17 protein-coding genes and 1 pseudogene are annotated in these 15,972 nt (G+C 59.9%); 11 read left to right on the top strand and 7 right to left on the bottom strand.

Translation table 11 applies throughout. The annotated features are described in order from the left end of the window. Window positions 1–339: 339 nt before the first annotated feature. Entirely contained in the window at window positions 340–2,277 is a 1,938-nt protein-coding gene (gene dnaK, locus LG371_RS02260) for a molecular chaperone DnaK (RefSeq protein ID WP_225747630.1), read from the top strand. 189 nt (window positions 2,278–2,466) lie between these two features. Here dnaK and LG371_RS02265 read toward each other — a convergent pair whose 3' ends face one another. The 3 genes from LG371_RS02265 to prmC form a co-directional block, all read right to left on the bottom strand. Beyond that, window positions 2,467–2,691: a hypothetical protein gene (locus LG371_RS02265; RefSeq protein ID WP_225747631.1), complete on the bottom strand. Its 225-nt coding sequence runs from the start codon at window positions 2,689–2,691 to the stop codon at window positions 2,467–2,469. Window positions 2,692–2,728: 37 nt separating this feature from the next. Beyond that, window positions 2,729–2,887: a hypothetical protein gene (locus LG371_RS02270; protein WP_225747632.1), complete on the bottom strand. Its 159-nt coding sequence runs from the start codon at window positions 2,885–2,887 to the stop codon at window positions 2,729–2,731. A gap of 167 nt (window positions 2,888–3,054) precedes the next feature. After that, on the bottom strand, window positions 3,055–3,870 hold the full coding sequence (gene prmC / locus LG371_RS02275; RefSeq protein WP_225747633.1) for a peptide chain release factor N(5)-glutamine methyltransferase: 816 nt from the start codon (window positions 3,868–3,870) through the stop codon (window positions 3,055–3,057). Window positions 3,871–3,900: 30 nt separating this feature from the next. Between prmC and LG371_RS02280 the strand changes: the two genes are divergently transcribed. From LG371_RS02280 to LG371_RS02295, 4 genes are all read left to right on the top strand, one after another. Beyond that, window positions 3,901–4,104: a hypothetical protein gene (locus LG371_RS02280; RefSeq protein ID WP_225747634.1), complete on the top strand. Its 204-nt coding sequence runs from the start codon at window positions 3,901–3,903 to the stop codon at window positions 4,102–4,104. Between the two features lie 342 nt (window positions 4,105–4,446). Next, window positions 4,447–5,616: an elongation factor P maturation arginine rhamnosyltransferase EarP gene (gene earP / locus LG371_RS02285; protein ID WP_225747635.1), complete on the top strand. Its 1,170-nt coding sequence runs from the start codon at window positions 4,447–4,449 to the stop codon at window positions 5,614–5,616. A 28-nt stretch (window positions 5,617–5,644) separates the two neighbouring features. Further along, window positions 5,645–6,382, top strand: a complete 738-nt coding sequence (locus LG371_RS02290; protein ID WP_225747636.1) for a hypothetical protein — start codon at window positions 5,645–5,647, stop codon at window positions 6,380–6,382. Between the two features lie 119 nt (window positions 6,383–6,501). After that, window positions 6,502–7,281, top strand: a complete 780-nt coding sequence (locus LG371_RS02295) for a DsbC family protein (RefSeq protein WP_225747637.1) — start codon at window positions 6,502–6,504, stop codon at window positions 7,279–7,281. A 165-nt stretch (window positions 7,282–7,446) separates the two neighbouring features. On the opposite strand, the pseudogene yccS reads toward LG371_RS02295, so the two are convergent. Next, window positions 7,447–9,623: pseudogene (gene yccS / locus LG371_RS02300) on the bottom strand (YccS family putative transporter). 221 nt (window positions 9,624–9,844) lie between these two features. Between yccS and LG371_RS02305 the strand changes: the two are divergent. Further along, a complete protein-coding gene (locus LG371_RS02305; protein ID WP_156503432.1) occupies window positions 9,845–10,321 on the top strand; it encodes a hypothetical protein in 477 nt (158 codons plus the stop codon). A 78-nt stretch (window positions 10,322–10,399) separates the two neighbouring features. Here LG371_RS02305 and LG371_RS02310 read toward each other — a convergent pair whose 3' ends face one another. The 3 genes from LG371_RS02310 to LG371_RS02320 all read right to left on the bottom strand — a co-directional run bounded on the left by LG371_RS02310 (window position 10,400) and on the right by LG371_RS02320 (window position 13,031). Beyond that, window positions 10,400–10,759: a hypothetical protein gene (locus tag LG371_RS02310; protein WP_225747638.1), complete on the bottom strand. Its 360-nt coding sequence runs from the start codon at window positions 10,757–10,759 to the stop codon at window positions 10,400–10,402. 157 nt (window positions 10,760–10,916) lie between these two features. Next, complete coding sequence (gene rmuC, locus LG371_RS02315; RefSeq protein WP_225747639.1) at window positions 10,917–12,596, bottom strand: DNA recombination protein RmuC; 1,680 nt, start codon at window positions 12,594–12,596, stop codon at window positions 10,917–10,919. 87 nt (window positions 12,597–12,683) lie between these two features. Continuing rightward, window positions 12,684–13,031 carry a barstar family protein gene (locus LG371_RS02320; RefSeq protein WP_225747640.1) on the bottom strand — a complete coding sequence of 116 codons (348 nt, stop codon included), beginning with the start codon at window positions 13,029–13,031 and terminating at the stop codon, window positions 12,684–12,686. Window positions 13,032–13,241: 210 nt separating this feature from the next. Between LG371_RS02320 and LG371_RS02325 the strand changes: the two genes are divergently transcribed. The 5 genes from LG371_RS02325 (at window position 13,242) to LG371_RS02345 (ending at window position 15,949) form a co-directional block, all read left to right on the top strand. Then, on the top strand, window positions 13,242–13,988 hold the full coding sequence (locus tag LG371_RS02325; RefSeq protein WP_067589440.1) for a beta-ketoacyl synthase chain length factor: 747 nt from the start codon (window positions 13,242–13,244) through the stop codon (window positions 13,986–13,988). After that, a complete protein-coding gene (locus LG371_RS02330) occupies window positions 13,967–14,749 on the top strand; it encodes a 1-acyl-sn-glycerol-3-phosphate acyltransferase (protein ID WP_067589443.1) in 783 nt (260 codons plus the stop codon). Before LG371_RS02325 ends, LG371_RS02330 begins: the two co-directional genes overlap by 22 nt. Further along, a complete protein-coding gene (locus tag LG371_RS02335; RefSeq protein WP_067589444.1) occupies window positions 14,742–15,002 on the top strand; it encodes a phosphopantetheine-binding protein in 261 nt (86 codons plus the stop codon). The genes LG371_RS02330 and LG371_RS02335 overlap by 8 nt, the downstream gene beginning before the upstream one ends. Before the next feature lie 150 nt (window positions 15,003–15,152). Continuing rightward, window positions 15,153–15,413 (top strand): acyl carrier protein, encoded by a 261-nt coding sequence (locus LG371_RS02340; RefSeq protein WP_003824582.1) that lies wholly within the window; start codon window positions 15,153–15,155, stop codon window positions 15,411–15,413. After that, entirely contained in the window at window positions 15,410–15,949 is a 540-nt protein-coding gene (locus LG371_RS02345; RefSeq protein WP_067589446.1) for a hypothetical protein, read from the top strand. Before LG371_RS02340 ends, LG371_RS02345 begins: the two co-directional genes overlap by 4 nt. The last annotated feature ends 23 nt before the right edge of the window (window positions 15,950–15,972 follow it).

The following is a 15,972-nucleotide window of genomic DNA, read 5'->3' on the forward strand; positions in this document are numbered from 1 at the left end:
ACAACGCTATCTTTAATCAGGGCGCTCGGTGCGGATTTCAATAGCGGCGGTAAAAAATACTGCGGTTCGCCGCCGAGCGCTTTCCGGCGGCAGGGCTGGATATTTTTCAGGTAGCCTTTTTCGGCCGGCCATAAGGCGGGAAAAGGCTACCTGAAAAATTTTAATCACACATTATCAAACCATTACAAGCAAAATCACCCGCTCTCTTGAAAAAAAAACGGCCAATCCCATTTACAGGGCAAGTTAAAGCGCCCCCAAAGGTGCCGTCTAAATCAGAAGCCTTTGCCCATCCGCAGATTCCGCAAAGGTCCAATCTACTAAATTAAGGAGCTATCCATTATGGTAAAAGTTATCGGTATCGACTTGGGTACCACCAATTCCTGCCTGGCCATTTCCGAAAACGGCCAGACCAAAGTAATCGAAAACGCCGAAGGCGCGCGCACCACCCCTTCCGTGATCGCCTATCTCGACGGCGGCGAAATCCTCGTGGGCGCCCCGGCCAAACGCCAGGCGGTGACCAACGCCAAAAACACCATCTACGCCGTGAAACGCCTCATCGGCCACAAGTTTGAAGACAAAGAAGTGCAGAAAGACATCGACCTGATGCCCTTCCAAATCGTCAAAGCCAAAAACGGCGACGCCTGGGTGGAAGCACAGGGCAAAGAATTGTCTCCGCCGCAGATTTCCGCCGAAGTGCTGCGCAAAATGAAACAGGCCGCCGAAGCCTATTTGGGTGAAACCGTGACCGAAGCCGTCATCACCGTGCCCGCCTATTTCAACGACAGCCAGCGCCAGGCCACCAAAGACGCCGGCCGCATCGCCGGCTTGGACGTGAAACGCATCATCAACGAGCCCACCGCAGCCGCATTGGCCTTCGGTATGGACAAAGGCGCCAAAGGCGACCGCAAAATCGCCGTGTATGACCTCGGCGGCGGCACTTTCGATATTTCCATCATCGAAATCGCCGATTTGGACGGCGAAAAACAGTTTGAAGTACTTTCCACCAACGGCGACACCTTCCTCGGCGGCGAAGACTTCGACCAACGCCTGATCGACTACATCATTTCCGAGTTCAAAAAAGACCAAGGCATTGACCTGAAAACCGACGTGATGGCGCTGCAACGCCTGAAAGAAGCCGCCGAAAAAGCCAAAATCGAGCTTTCCAGCAGCCAGCAGACCGAAGTAAACCTGCCCTACATCACCATGGACGCCACCGGCCCGAAACACTTGGCCATGAAGATTACCCGCGCCAAATTCGAAAGCCTGGTGGAAGACCTGATCGAGCGCTCCATCGCTCCCTGCCGCACCGCCATCAAAGATGCCAGCCTGAGCGTGAACGACATCGACGACGTGATTTTGGTGGGCGGCCAGAGCCGCATGCCCAAAGTGCAGGAAACCGTGAAAGACTTCTTCGGCAAAGAGCCGCGCAAAGACGTGAACCCCGACGAAGCCGTGGCCTTGGGCGCAGCCATCCAGGGCGAAGTCCTGGGCGGCGGCCGCAGCGACGTGTTGCTGCTCGACGTTACCCCGCTCTCCCTCGGCATCGAAACCATGGGCGGTGTGATGACCAAGCTCATCAACAAAAACACCACCATCCCCACCAAGGCTTCGCAAGTGTTCTCCACCGCCGAAGACAACCAGAGCGCCGTAACCATCCACGTGTTGCAGGGCGAGCGCGAACGCGCCTCCGCCAACAAATCGCTCGGCCAATTCAACCTCACCGACATCGCCCCCGCCCCGCGCGGCATGCCGCAAATTGAGGTGGCCTTCGACATCGACGCCAACGGCATCCTGCACGTGTCCGCCAAAGATAAGGGCACCGGCAAAGCCGCCAACATCACCATCCAAGGCTCTTCCGGCCTGAGCGAGGAAGAAATCGAACGCATGGTGAAAGACGCCGAAGCCAATGCCGAAGAAGACAAAAAACTGCACGAGCTGGTGCAGAGCCGCAACCAGGCCGAAGCCCTGATCCACTCCGTGAAGAAATCCCTGGCCGACTACGGCGACAAACTGGATGCAGCTGAGAAAGAAAAAATCGAAGCCGCCATCAAAGAAGCCGAAGAAGCCGTGAAAGGCGACGACAAAGCCGCCATCGACGCCAAAGCCGAAGAGCTGGGCAAAGCCAGCCAGAAACTGGGTGAAATGCTGTATGCCGATGCCCAGAAACAGGCCCAGGCCGACCAGCCCGGCCAATCCGCCGAGAGCGCCGGCCAAGGCAAAAAAGGCAACGACGACGTAGTGGATGCCGAGTTTGAAGAAGTGAAAGACGACAAATAATCGCCCGATTGTTTGCCGCTTGAACTCAAAAGGCTACCTGAAAACCGTTTGTAGGTTTTCAGGTAGCCTTTCTTTTGCCTAGGGCAGGCGCGGAGCAGTGGAGGGAAGCCTCCGACCTTCGTTTACTCTGATCGGCACGCTATGTTTTGAGTCGCCATGGCCGTGGTTAAATAGTTCCACCCAAGCTGATTAAAGGCTACCTGAAAATTTAGCTTCGCATAAACCCAGTCTTGCTTTGCAAAACATCGTTTTAACTTCGTTGAAGCTGACGCTTTCAGGTAGCCTTTTATGCAGGCGGTTTACAAGGTGATGCCGTTGTCCACCACCAGCACCTGCCCGGTGGTGCCGTCGGATTTCTGCGCCGATGCCTGAGCTTGAGCCGGTAACGATGGCGATTTTGTCTTTTAATCTCATGATATTTCCTTTATCTGTAAGCAGGTTGTGGCAAAAACTACTGTTCTTTCACCGGAGTGAGGTCGGTTAGCCAAATCAGCACCAAGGTAACTGCGCCGATGGCGATCAGCAGCATGTAGGCACCGGTATAACCGCCAAACACAGCTAGCCCGAAAGCCAGGATGGAGAAGGCGCAGCAGCGCACCACCGACTGCACCGGGTGGACGATGCCTAAAGCCTTGATATAGGCGGCGCGTGGGAATTTGGTGGAAACGAAAGCGGTGCTGTAATTGGTGGCACCGGGTAGCGGGCGGCAGGCAGCATGGGGAATCCGGCCAGGCTGGCGAATGCCGCAGGCAAGGATATGCCTTTGTCGTAAACGGCTTACTCCGCCCCCTTCTGCCCGATGCTCACCCGATCCAGCCTGGCCAAATCGGGCAGGGTTTCCACTTGCTGCCAGCCGTGTTCGGCGAGGATGGCGCGCACAGCGGCGCCTTGGTTCCAGCCGTGTTCGAGCAGCAGCCAGCCGCCGGGTTTCAGGTAGCCTCGAGCTTGGGCGGCGAGGGTGCGGATGTGGCTGAGGCCGTCGGCGAAATCGGTGAGGGCGGCGGCGGGCTCGAAGCGCAGGTCGCCTTGCTGCAAATGCTGGTCGGCAGCTTCGATGTAGGGCGGGTTGCTGGCGATGATGTCAAACTGGCCTTCTGTGGCGGGCAGGGCGGCAAACCAAGAGCCTCGCGCCCATTCGATATTGGCACCGAGCGCGGCGGCGTTGGCCTGCGCCACGGCCAGCGCGGCGGGGCTGATGTCGGAAGCGCGCACGGCGGCGTCGGGCCGCTCCAGCGCCACGGTGAGGGCGATGATGCCGCTGCCGGTGCCCAAGTCCCACAGGCGGCCGCCGGGCGGCAGGCGCTCGAGCGCGGCTTCCACCAAGAGCTCGGTTTCGGGGCGCGGAATCAGCACGGCGGGGGAGACGCGGAAGGGGCGGCCGTAAAACTCGCGGCTGCCGAGCAGGTAGGCCATCGGCTCGCCTCGGCGGCGGCGCGCGGCCAGGATGTTGAGCACGGCCAGTTGCGGCTGCGGCACGGGGTCGCCGCCGCGGCTGATGAGGCGGGCATGGGGCAGGCGGCACACGGCTTCTACCAGCAGGCGCGCTTCGGCGCGGGGCAGGCCGCTTTGTTGCAGCCATTGTTGGAAGGTCATGGGAGGAGGCTTTCGGATCAAACGACGCTTATGGTAGCCGAATCGGCGGCGCGGCAAAAGGCGGATGGCGGCGCAGTATGTTTTTCAGGTAGCCTTTTGGGCGGCAACAGGCTACCTGAAAATGCCAATCCCAGCGCCAAGCTTAGCTGCTTCGGCTTGATTGAAAGGGGAGGTTTTCCGCCCCATCCTCCCCGCCGATGCCCCACCCCGCCGCCGGCGCGGGGAAGGCAATAATCTGCCAAAAAATCGCGCCGCCCGCAGCTTTCTACCTTACCCACAAAAGCTGTGGAAAACTTTGTGGAAAACCCTGTGGGAAGCGCCGGATTGCCTGATAAATCAGGCCTCCGCTTAGCTTGCATAAAAAATGGCCAATTTTTATGAGTTTTATGTATATCAACGAGTTAAGTGTAAATAAATCTTGTCAAGCCCGAGAATTGAGCCTTTGCGCCAATCCGGCGGCGCGCTGCTTAGCCCGTTGTGGGAAAACCGAAAAAATTTCCGCCAAAAAGCTTGACAGGCGGCGCGGATAACGTAAATTCCCGTCCCGTCTGAATTTTTGCCCAAGCAAGGAACATCGTGCCCCAATCCCCCCGTTTCCAGCCCGCCGCCTGGCTGTTTTGCCGCGTAATCGACAACTACGGCGACATCGGCATGTCGTGGCGCTTGGCCTGCCGCCTGCACGAAGCCGGTTTTCAGATAGCCTTATGGCACGACAGCCCCGCCGCGCTGGCCAAGCTGCTCGGTGCTGCCCCGCCACCCGAGCCTATCCGCCTGCACCATTGGCAGGATGATGCTGCCGAAAGCATTGCCGCCGAGCTGGCCGCCGCCGCGCCCGCGCTGGTGGTGGAAACCTTCGGCTGCGATTTGCCACCCGCCGCGCTCGCCGCCGTCCGCGCCCACCGCCCGCTGTGGCTCAACTGGGAATACCTCAGCGCCGAGCCCTGGGCCGAAGCCATGCACGGCAAGCCCTCGCTGCAAGCCGACGGCAGCGAAAAATACTTTTGGCTGATGGGCTTCAGCGAGCACAGCGGCGGCCTGCTGCGCGAAGCAGGCTACCTGAAAAAACAGCAGGCCTTTCTTGCCAGCCCCGCCGCCCAAGCCGCCCTGCGCCAACGTTTGGGGCTACCTGAAAACTCGGGCTCCGCCGTGCGCTGCTTCTGCTTCGGCTATGCCGGCGCCGTGTGGGCAGATTGGCTGGCCGCTTGGCAGGCGGCGGGCGAACCGCTAGAAGTGTGGCTGGCCGATCATCAGGTGATCGACAGCCTGCGCCAAGCCGGCGCCATTCCCGCGCACGCCCTTCGCCGGGTCGGCGACGTGTGGCAGGCCGGCGCGGTGCGCCTTGTCCGCATTGGCTTTGTGCCGCAGGCCGAGTTTGACGCCGTGCTGTGGCTGGCCGACGTGGCGCTGGTGCGCGGCGAAGACAGCTTCGTGCGCGCCCAGCTCACCGGCAAGCCCTTGTTGTGGCACATCTATCCGCAGGCCGAGCAGGCGCATCTGCCCAAGCTGCACGCCTTCTGGCACAAAGCTGCCGGGCATGCCCCGCTGCCTGCCGCCCACCCGGCCCTTTCCGACGATTTGAACGGCGCCGCCGCGCTCGCTCCCGCCGCCCGCGCCGAATGCTGGCGGGCGCTGCTGCAACAGTTGCCGCAGTGGCAGCACGCCGCCGCGCAATGGCAGCGCGAACTGCTGCGCCAAAGCGACGCGGTGGAACGCGTGCTGGCACGCTGGCCGGGGCTGTTGGGCTGAGCGGGGAGGGTGTAGGATACGGAAATCCGTGGAAACCATAGAAAGACACGATATGGGCAGCAAGAACAAGATGTCGCTGTCGGTGAAGATTTGGCTGGCGGCAGTGGCCGTATTTGGCGTGATGATGGGCTTGTTTATGTTGTCCACATCATCCAGCGGCACCGAAATGGTATTGCGCCAAGGAGAAACGGCCGAATTTGGGGTGTTCCGACCGTTTAGCACGGAAAAGGTTTGGTATCGGCAATGTTTTTATGCTGAATCCAATCGGCCGGAGCTAGGGGAATACAGCACCAATAACGATGATACGGAGGAATGGAAAACCCACTGGATCTTGCGTTTCAACAACCCCGGCGAGCCGGTGCACGTTGCCATCAGCTTAAACGGCCAAACCTGCCGCTATCAGGCTTTGCCAACCAGCACAATGGGCTACCACGTGCAATGCCGACAATTGAGTACCCCGGCCGATGGAAGCGGTAAAGCATTCTACTTTGTCCCCACATGCCAATTGCACGAACGCCCCGGCTGGAATAAAGGCAGCATTACCGTGGAAAAAGTCAGCCCGGTATTGGCAGGGGAGCGTGTTACCCTAATCGGCAATCCTCCCTTACAATTTGAAAGTTACTATCCCGGTTCAATTTACAACCTGGTATGGCCGATGTTCCTTTGGCCGATTTGGCTGTTCATATTAATTCTGTGGGGCATTATCCTTGGTATCTCTCGGTATCGCCGCCACAAACAGACAAAGCAAACTCATCCCGAAGCCTAGTTTTTATGCGCGGAAGATTTTTCAGGTAGCCTCAAGCCGCAAACAGGCTACCTGAAAACCATCCCGTGCAGATTTCTGTATAATGCCCGCGTTTTAACCCTTCCAACGAGAACAAACCCATGAAACACACCCTCTCCACCATCATGCTGGCGCTGCTGCTGCCCCTGGCCGCCTGCAACGCCCAGCCCGCCGCCCAAGGCGCCTCCCAGCCCGCCGCCGCATCCGCGCCCGCCGGCAGCCCCGAAGCCGCCATCCGCAGCAAGCTCACCCAAACCTACGGCAACCAAGGCATTGAAGTGTTGAGCGTATCCCCCGCCCCCGTGAGCGGCCTGTATGAAGTGTTCCTCAACGACAACCAGCTGGTGTATATGACTGCCGACGGCGGCTATATGTTTACCGGCGACCTGATTGACGTAAACAAACGCAGCAACCTCTCCGAAGCCCGCCGCGACGAGCTCAACCGCATCGACTATGTCGCCCTGCCTTTCGATTCCGCCATCAAAGAAGTGCGCGGCAACGGCAAGCTCCAAGTGGCCGTGTTCTCCGACCCCGACTGCCCCTTCTGCCGCCGCCTGGAAAAAGAATTCGAGCAGATGACCGACATCACCATCTACAACTTCCTCATGCCCATCCCCGACCTGCACCCCGCCGCCGAGGCCAAAGCCATCCGCATCTGGTGCAGCCCCGACCGCACCGCCGCCTGGACCGGCTGGATGCGCAAAGGCACCGTGCCGCCCGAATCCGCCGGCTGCGACAACCCCGTGCGCGACACCATGGCGCTGGGCAACCACTTCGGCTTCAACGGCACGCCCACCATCGTGTTCCCCAACGGCAAAATCGTGGCCGGCTATATGCCGAAAGAGGCCTTGCAGGAAGCGCTGGAGGCGAACCAGAAATAAGGTTTGGGCAGATTTGCAGCGGCTGGCCCGCCCGGGAAAAAGGCTACCTGAAAAATATTTTTCAGGTAGCCTTTTATAGTGGATGAACGGAAATCAGGACAAGGCAACGAAGCCGCTGACGGTACGGCAAGGCGAGGCAAGGCAGCCTTGGTTTTTGTTCATCCACTATATTGTGCCGGGCGGGTTAGCGGCTGACGGCGGGGTGTCGTTTGCTTGGTTCGGCAGCGGCGGGGCGGTTTCGGCGTGCAGGGCTTGGTGGGCGGGGGGCAGGAGTTTGGCGATGAGCCGGAGTTGTTGCCACAGGGTGTGCGGGTGGGCAGGGGGCTGCATTCGTTGGGGCGGAGGCGTTCGAGCTGCTGCTGCAGGGCGGCATAGGCTACCTGAAAATCTTGGCTGGGCAGCTCCGGCAGGCGGGTGAGCAAATCGGCGGTGTGCTCGGCGGCGGTGCGGAAGGCTTGGAGGAAAGCGGGGTCGGCTTGCTCGGTGCTGAGGCGGTGGCGGTAGGCGCCGAGGGCGGAGATGTAGGCGCTGAGGGCGTATACGGTTTTGAGCAGGGTGAAGCCGCCGGGCAGGTGGGCGGCGTATTTTTGCGGCTGACCGGACATGTCGGAGAGGGTGCTGCTGAGTTGGGCGGCGCTTTCGTGGGCGCGGCGGCGTGCGCTGCGATAGGCGGTATCGTCGCTGTGGCTGCCTTTTTGCAGCTGGCAGGCGATGGTTTTCAGGTAGCCAGCGTGGCTGGCGAGGGCTTGGCCGGCGGTACGGGGCAGGGAGAGGTAGTGCCAGTCGGGCCAGAGCATGGAAACGGCCCACCAGGCGATGCCGCAGCCGATGAGGGTGTCGAGCAGGCGCCAGGGCAGGGCGTCGGCGCCGTGCAGGCCGGCGATGTAGAGGTTGGTGATGGCTTGGATGGTGATGAAGAAGGTGGAGTAGCTGTATTTGTTGGTGCGGAAGAAGAAAAACAGGGTGCTGGAAAGGGCGACCACGGCAAGCTGGGTGGGCAGTGAGGGGGTGAAATAGGGCAGCAGGGAGCCGGCAGCCACGCCGGCTAGGGTGCCGGCCATGCGCTGGGCGAGGCGGCTTTTGGTGGCGGAGTAGTTGGGCTGGCACACAAATACGGCGGTGAGCAGTATCCAGTAGCCCATGGGCAGCTTGAGGCTTTCCACCAGGGCGATGCACACGGATACGACAATCGACAGGCGCACGGCGTGGCGGAATACGGCGGAATCGAAATGGCAATGGCTGCGCAGGATGCCGGCGATGTGGCGCCAGCCGCCGGCCTCTTCGCGCAAGATGCGGGTTTGCTCGCTGTTGCCGCCGTCGGGCGCGGGGCTTTGGATGCGGGCGAGGTGGGTGAGCTGGTAGTTTATGCCGCCGAGGTTGTCGAGCAGGCGGGGCAAATCGGGATTGGCGGCGGCGGGGTCGGCTTGGTGGTGTTGCAGGGAGCGGCGGATGCCGTCCATCAGTTTGCCGAGCTTGGCGTTATCGGGCGGCTCGAGGCCTTGGCGCAGGCTTTGGGCGGTGTCGCGGCAGGCCTGCGCCTGCCATTCGATGAGGCGCTGGATGCGGAAGATGAGGTCGCTGTGGCTGAGATTGGCCACGAAGCGGCGGTATTCGCCGATGTAGCTGGAGGCGGCGCGCTCGTGGATGTCTTGCGCGGCGAGGTAGTCGTGCAGCATACGGGTGGTGCGCGGGTGGCGGTGTTGGCCGCGCATGCGGTAAAACAGGGCGTTGCGCACTTGGTTGAAGGTGGCGATGACTTTGCCGTTTTGCATGGCCAGCTCGATTTGGCGCTGTTCGAGCTGCTCGGTGTCGTCGGGGTCGAAGAATTGGGCTTTGATGTCGAGGTAGGCGGCCAGCTCGCCATAGGCGGCGGCCATGCTGTCTTGCACGGGGCGGTGGGGCAGGATGAGGTGCAGCAGCAGGGTGTTGCCGCTGTAGAGCAGGGTGCCGCACAAAATCAGCAGGGTGTTGGCATACCAGGCCATGCTGTGGTTGAGCGTGAGGATGGTGTAGAGCGCCACCACCAGCGTGCCGAAGGAGATGGTGCGGTAGCGCAGGCTGACGGCACCGGAGAGGGTGAAGATAAAGGTGAGCGCGGTCATGGCTGCGAGGAAGAGCAGCGGCCGGCCGAAGGTGAGTTGCACGGCGAGCGAGGACACGCTGAAGGCGGCGATGGTGAGCAGCACGTTTTTGATGCGGCCGGTGAGGCGGTTGTCCAAATCCACCAGCGCGCCGGCAATCACGCCGAGCACCAGCGGCATACACATCAGCGGCTTTTGCCAATACCACACGGCCAGCACGGCGGTGCTCACGCTCACAAACATCGGCAGCGCGGCCAGCATACGGGCGGAAAACCATTTGAGGCGGGAAGGGCGGAGCATGGGGAAGGGGGCGGAAGGGGAAAGGGCGGTATTGTAGCGCAGGCGGGGCGCGGCGTGATACGGGCGCGGCTTTTGCTGCTGCTGGGATTTTCAGGTAGCCTCCTTGCCCACGCAGAGGCTACCTGAAAAATGATGTGTCGGCGATTTGAAATTTGTTTTGTATCGTGCTTAGGCTTCGTGTTTTGCCGGACTGGAAAGGCTTCGGGAAAGAGAGGGCGGTTTCAGGCAGTCCAAAGATTGGGTATACTAAAATGTTTTTAAAACAGCTGCATAAGACAGAGAGAATCATGTTATCTGATGAACACCATTTCTGCCCCGTTCCCCAATTCCGTTCTGGCGATTATCATTTTTTCTCCGGCAGCATCGGTGTTGATTTCGTTGCCGCCAACAAACAATGCCTGTGCTTGCACGCTGTTTCATTTGATGGCTTTGGTTATTGCGCGATAGACAAAAATCAAGCAATACCGCTCAATCCGCCCGATAGCGAAACGCTCAAGCAGCTGCACAAAACTTATTGTGGCGCAAACGAAATCGCCGAACAAGATCAAAACAAATTGGTGCAGATTATCCTGGCCACGCTCACGGCCAACCGACATTTGATATGGCAGGATGCTTTTGAAAAGTATCAACTGTATTTCCAGCAGGGGCAGCCTGTTTGATTAGGTGTGTGGAACGCAGGCAACTTCCAACTAATCGCCCCGTATCTCCGAGGCTGCTTTTCTCCCTACCATTGCAGGCTACCTGAAAAAATAAGCCGCCCGAAAGGGAATCACCCACAGCATAGAGGCCAAAGCGATGCCTGTACATACTTTCACAACCTTATCCAAGCACCACACCGGTTTGCTGTCGAAAGTGTAGGCGTCTTGGATGTCGGGTCTTTTTTGGAAATAAAAACGCGCGAGGCATTTTGTGATCAGCAGACCAATGCTCACCGCGACGATGCCGGCACGCGAATTAAACGCCATCAGGCCGTTGAGCGGCAGATGCAGCTTTTTCAGCTCGACTATCCAATAAATGAGAAAGCCCAAATAGCCGAAAAAGCCCAGAAACAGCAACAGCAGCGATATGCCGGTTTCCATATCCCTACTTATTTTCATGTTTCTCTCCTTTTACATTTTCAGGTAGCCCGAGCAGGGAGATAGAGGCTACCTGAAAATCCCTGCTGCTGCGGGGCGGGAATATTTTGCTTCGCAGAAACTCCGCTTTGCTTCGCAAAACGTCGTTTTCAGGTAGCCTTTGGCTGCTGCGCGGCGTTTATTCTTCGGCGGTTCCGCCTGCCGTTTCTTCCTGCGGCTCGGGCAGGGCTTCGGCGCCGGCTTGCTCCACCAATTTTTCGTCTAACCGTTTGCCGGCCTTCACGCCCATCTGGCGCAGTTTTTCCACGCGGCCGATCAGGTTGCCGCGCCCGCTGTAGAGCTGTTTGTAGGCAGTTTGGTAGCTGTCTTGCGCCTGCTGGAGGTTTTTGCCCACTTTTTCCAGGGTGTCCACGAAGCCGGTGAATTTGTCGTAGAGCTTGCCGCCTTCTTCGGCAATTTGCAGGGCGTTGCGGTTTTGGTTTTCATAACGCCAGATGTTGGCCACGGTGCGCAGGGTGGCCAGGAGCGTGCTGGGGCCGACGAGCACGATACGTTTCTCGAAGCTGGTTTGGAACAATTCGGGATCTTGCTGCAAGGCCAAGAGATAGGCGGGCTCCACGGGCACGAACATCAACACGAAATCGGGCGATTCGATGCCTTCTATCTCGCCGTAGGGCTTGGCAGCAAGCTCTTTGATGTGCTGGTGCACGGAGGCGAGGTGGGCGGCAAGCTCGGCTGCGGCCTGCTCGGGGCTGTCGGCCTGGGTGTAGCGCACGTAGGCGGTGAGGGAAACTTTGGAATCGATGATGATGTGTTTGCGGTCGGGCAGCTTCACGATCACGTCGGGCTGGAGGTAGCGGCTGCTGCCGTCTTCTTCGATGTGGCGACCGCCGCTCTGCACTTCGTATTCGCGGCCTTTGGTGAGGCCGGAGCTTTCGAGCACTTTTTCCAGAATCATTTCGCCCCAGTTGCCTTGGCTTTTGTTGCGGCTGCCGGTGAGGGCTTGGGTGAGTGCTTGGGCGTCGTCGTGCAGGCGGGCGTTGAGCTGCTGGAGGCGTTTGAGCTCGTTTTCGAGGGTGAGCCGCTCTTTGGCTTCTTTTTCGTAGGTGTTTTGCACGAGCTGGCTGAAGCCTTGCAGCTTTTCGTTGAGCGGGTGGAGCAGCTGGTCGAGCTCTTTGCGGTTTTGCTCGGAAAAGCGCTGACTTTTTTCTTCGAGGATGCGGTTGGCGAGGTTTTGGAATTGTTCGCTCAGGTTTTGGCGGGCATCGTTTAAAAGCGCGATCTGCTCGGCGTGGGCTTGCTGCTGCTGTTCGATTTGGGTTTGCACGCGCTGGTGTTGCAGGCGGCTGGCGGCGAGCTCTTGGCGGGCGCTGTCGAGCTGGCTTTGCAGCTGCTGCTGTTGCTCGGCAAGCTCGCCGCGTTCGCGCTGGAGGTGTTGCACGGATTGTTCGGCGGCCACGGCGCGGCTTTGCCGGCTTTCGCTTTCTTCCTGCTCGGCAGCGAGCCGGCTTTGCAGCTGCTGCTGCCGCTCGGCGAGCTCGTTGCGTTCGCGCTGGAGGTGTTGCACGGATTGCTCGGCGGCGGCGTGGCGGGCTTGGTAGCCCTGCGCGGCCTGTTGGGCGGCGGCAAGCTGGCTGCGGGCTTCGGCGAGGGCTTGGGCGGTTTGGCTGAGTTGCTGCGCGCCCTGCTGCTGCATTTGCTGCTGGAGGGCGAGGCTGTGTTGCAGCCGGTCGGTTTCTTGCTGCCAGCCGTGTTGCTCGGCCTGCCGGCGGGCGCGCAGCCACAGCCACATCAGCAGGATGCCGAAGAAGGCGGCGGCAAAGCAGGAGGCGAGCAGGATGGGAAGGGTGAAAGTCATAAAGGCTACCTGAAAACGGAGTTTCTGCAGAAAACGAAGTTTCTGCGAAGCTAAAACGAAGTTTCTGCGAAGCAAAAAATGGGTGGGCTAGATGCTGCCGAAACTAATCCGCACGATTTTATCCGCCTGCGGCTTGCCCTGCCAGTAATCACGGCACAATTCCAGGCTTTCCATCAGGCTGGCAAACAGCCGGGCATCGCGCTGCCGAAGATCGGCAAGGCCGGTGAAGGCGATATGGATGCGGCGCTGCGGCAGCCAGCCCAAATCACGCAGGCAGTCGTTGAGCGAATCGCCGCCGCCGTTGAAATAGGCGGGCAGCTCGAAGGCTTCCTGCATGCACCGCATCAGGCTGTGGCGGTGTTTGAGGGTCGACACATCCACGCAGATGACGAGCGTATCGGCATCGGTAAGGATTTGGCGGGTAAAGCGGCTCATGGGCTGTCCTGTGTGGGGCTACCTGAAAACAGCAATGTATTTTTCAGGTAGCCTTTCCTCCGCATGAGCGGCTACCTGAAAATCAAAGATGCCATAAAAGCGCGCTCATTTTAGAACAAAGCCGCGCGTTTTCCCTAATGCCCGCCCCGCGCTTCCTTGCTATAATCCCGCCAATTTAATTTAAATAAGCAACAGGCTACCTGAAACCGCATGAGCGCCGATTTCCATCTCCGCTTTTCCATCCAAGGCTGGCACGCCGCCTCCACCCGCCTGCACACCGGTGAAGAATGGTCGGCATGGGCTTCAGGCCGTCTGAACGCCGCCGAGCTGCCCGACACGCCGCCGAAGGTGGATTTCCTGCCCGCCATGCAGCGGCGCAGGCTCGGCCTCTCCGCGCGGCTGCTGTTTGCAGCGGCGCATCCCTTGCTGGCGGAAGGCGAAACCTGCCCGCTGGTGCTCGCCTCGCACGACGGCGAAATCAACCGCAGCTTCGGCTTGTGGACTACGCTGTTGCGCGACAACGAAGTTTCGCCCACCTCCTTCGGCCTTTCCGTGCACAACGCGCTGGCCGGGCAGTGGTCAATGCTGCGCGGCGACATGAGCGAAAACACCGCGCTTTCCGTGCGGCAAAGCGGCTTGGAAACCGCCGTGCTCGAAGCCGCAGGCCTGCTGGCCGACGGCGCGGAGCGCGTGCTGGCGGTGGTGGTGGACGAACCTTTGCAGGCGCAATATCCCGCCGCGCCCGCCGAACGCGCGCCCTTCGCCCACGCGCTCGCCCTGCTGCTCGCACCCGGCGGAGAGTGGGAACTTTCCCCCGCCGCGCACGATGGCGAAAACGCGGCAGACATCGGCTACTGGGGCGCGCTCGAATGGCTGCGGCAGCGGTTTTCAGGTAGCCGCGAGTGGGTAAACCAATATGCAGACGAGGCTTGGCAATGGCGGCAGCTTATCCCCTAAGCGCGCGGCTGAACCGCCTGTGGCGGCTGTTGGCCACCGGGCTGGGCTTCGTGTTTTTCGGCGTGTTCGGCGTGCTGCTGCAAATCGTTTTGCTGCCGTGGCTGCTGAATCCGTCGTCCGACTTGGCGCGGCAAAAGCAGGCGCGCCGCGTGGTTACGCGCACTTGGCTGTGGTTCAGCTATTATCTGATGCGTTCGGGCATTTTGAGCGCGGAATTTGAAGGCTTCGAGCGGCTCGGCCGCCCCGGCCAGCTGATTTTGGCCAACCATCCTTCGCTGCTTGATGTGGTGTTCCTGCTCGGCCGCGTGCCCGAAGCCAACTGCATCGTGAAGGCCGATTTGCAGCGCAATCCGGCCATGGCCGGGCAAATCCGCGCCTGCGGTTATCTGCCCAATCAGGAAGATTTGGATTTTGTCGAAGCCGTGCACGAAGTTTTGCAGCGGCAATGCCTGCTGGTGTTCCCAGAAGGCACGCGCACCGGCTGGGACGGCGTGGTGAAATTTCATCGCGGCGCGGTGTCGATCGGCTTGCGCAGCGCGCAGGTCATCACGCCCGTGGTGATTCAAATGCGCCCGCCGAACTTCAAAAAAGGCCAGCCGTGGTACATCATCCCGCTGCAAAAGCCGGCCTACCGCTTTATCGTGGGCGACGACATCAACCCGCAAGATTGGCTCAGCAAGCACCCCCTGCCCATCGCCGCCCGCCGCCTCAACGACCACCTGCAACACTATTTCAATGAAAGAAGCCAAGAAAATGAATGAACTGAAACAAGAAATCAAACAACTGATTATCGACAGCCTCGGCCTGGAAGACCTCACGCCCGTCGACATCGGCGACGAAGAAGCCCTGTTCGGCGACAGCGGCCTCGGACTTGATTCCGTGGACGCGCTGGAGCTCGGCCTGGCTGTGCAAAAACACTTCGGCTTCCAGCTCGACGGCGAAAGCCAAGAACTGCGCGACAGCTTCGCCAATGTGTCCACACTGGCCGCCTTCGTGCAAAAGCAACGCGGCTAGGCAAAGCACTTCCGGCTTCCTACCGCGTTGGCAATCCGTTAAAGGCTACCTGAAAATGATGTCTTGCGAAGCAAGGCTGAGTTTCTGCGAAGCTAAAACCGCAGCTCGGGCATTCATGCCCGACAAATCATCCCCTGTTAAGGAAACCCCATGACCGAAACCGAAATCCGCGCCTTCCTGTTCGATATTCTGGAAAACATGTTTGAAATCGACACCAGCAACGTAACCGGCAGCACCAACCTCTACGAAGACCTTGAAATCGACAGCATCGACGCCATCGACCTGCTCGACCAAATCAAACGCCAAACCGGCTACAAGCTCCAAGCCGACGATTTCCGCAACGTCCGCACCATCGACGACGTGGTGGCCGCCGTATCCAAGCTCTACCAAGACGCCAAACCCGAAGCGTGAAAACCGCTGCCAAAATCCTGCTCGGCCTCCTCAGCCTGCTCTACCCCCTGCTGTGGTACTACGGGCGCGGGCAGGGCTGGTTTTACCCTCTGGCCGGGCTGATGCTGCTGCTTTGGCTCGCCCGCGCCGCCATGCAGCGCGACCCCGCGCAAAAACGCCTCTCCCTGCTGATTGCCGCCTTCTTTGCCGCCACCCTGCTTTTCAGACGGTCTGACAGCATGTATTGGTATCCCGTGTGGGTAAACGGCCTGCTGCTCTTCCTCTTCGGCCTCAGCCTCACGCAAAAGCAAAGCGCCGTCGAACGCCTCGCCCGCCTGCAACACCCCGACCTGCCGCCCGAAGGCGTGGCCTACACCCGCCGCGTTACCCAAATCTGGTGCGCCTTCTTCGCCCTCAACGGCGGCACCGCCGCCCTCCTCGCCCTGCTCGGCCAACACCGCTGGTGGGCGCTCTACACCGGCATCATCGCCTACATCCTGATGGGCATCCTGATGGGCGGCGAATTCGCCTACCGCAAATGGGTGTTGAAGCTGTAGAGCGAATCAACTTAACTTTCGCT

The organism is Eikenella sp. Marseille-P7795 (assembly GCF_916618725.1).
Classification (GTDB): Bacteria; Pseudomonadota; Gammaproteobacteria; order Burkholderiales; family Neisseriaceae; genus Eikenella; species Eikenella longinqua.

Coding starts and splice junctions, on each gene's coding strand:
- dnaK (WP_225747630.1), top strand. CDS start 340: ATGGTAAAAGTTATCGGTATCGACTTGGGTACCACCAATTCCTGCCTG.
- LG371_RS02265 (WP_225747631.1), bottom strand. CDS start 2,691: ATGAGATTAAAAGACAAAATCGCCATCGTTACCGGCTCAAGCTCAGGC.
- prmC (WP_225747633.1), bottom strand. CDS start 3,870: ATGACCTTCCAACAATGGCTGCAACAAAGCGGCCTGCCCCGCGCCGAA.
- LG371_RS02280 (WP_225747634.1), top strand. CDS start 3,901: ATGGTAGCCGAATCGGCGGCGCGGCAAAAGGCGGATGGCGGCGCAGTA.
- LG371_RS02295 (WP_225747637.1), top strand. CDS start 6,502: ATGAAACACACCCTCTCCACCATCATGCTGGCGCTGCTGCTGCCCCTG.
- LG371_RS02310 (WP_225747638.1), bottom strand. CDS start 10,759: ATGAAAATAAGTAGGGATATGGAAACCGGCATATCGCTGCTGTTGCTG.
- rmuC (WP_225747639.1), bottom strand. CDS start 12,596: ATGACTTTCACCCTTCCCATCCTGCTCGCCTCCTGCTTTGCCGCCGCC.
- LG371_RS02320 (WP_225747640.1), bottom strand. CDS start 13,031: ATGAGCCGCTTTACCCGCCAAATCCTTACCGATGCCGATACGCTCGTC.
- LG371_RS02325 (WP_067589440.1), top strand. CDS start 13,242: ATGAGCGCCGATTTCCATCTCCGCTTTTCCATCCAAGGCTGGCACGCC.
- LG371_RS02330 (WP_067589443.1), top strand. CDS start 13,967: ATGGCGGCAGCTTATCCCCTAAGCGCGCGGCTGAACCGCCTGTGGCGG.
- LG371_RS02335 (WP_067589444.1), top strand. CDS start 14,742: ATGAATGAACTGAAACAAGAAATCAAACAACTGATTATCGACAGCCTC.
- LG371_RS02340 (WP_003824582.1), top strand. CDS start 15,153: ATGACCGAAACCGAAATCCGCGCCTTCCTGTTCGATATTCTGGAAAAC.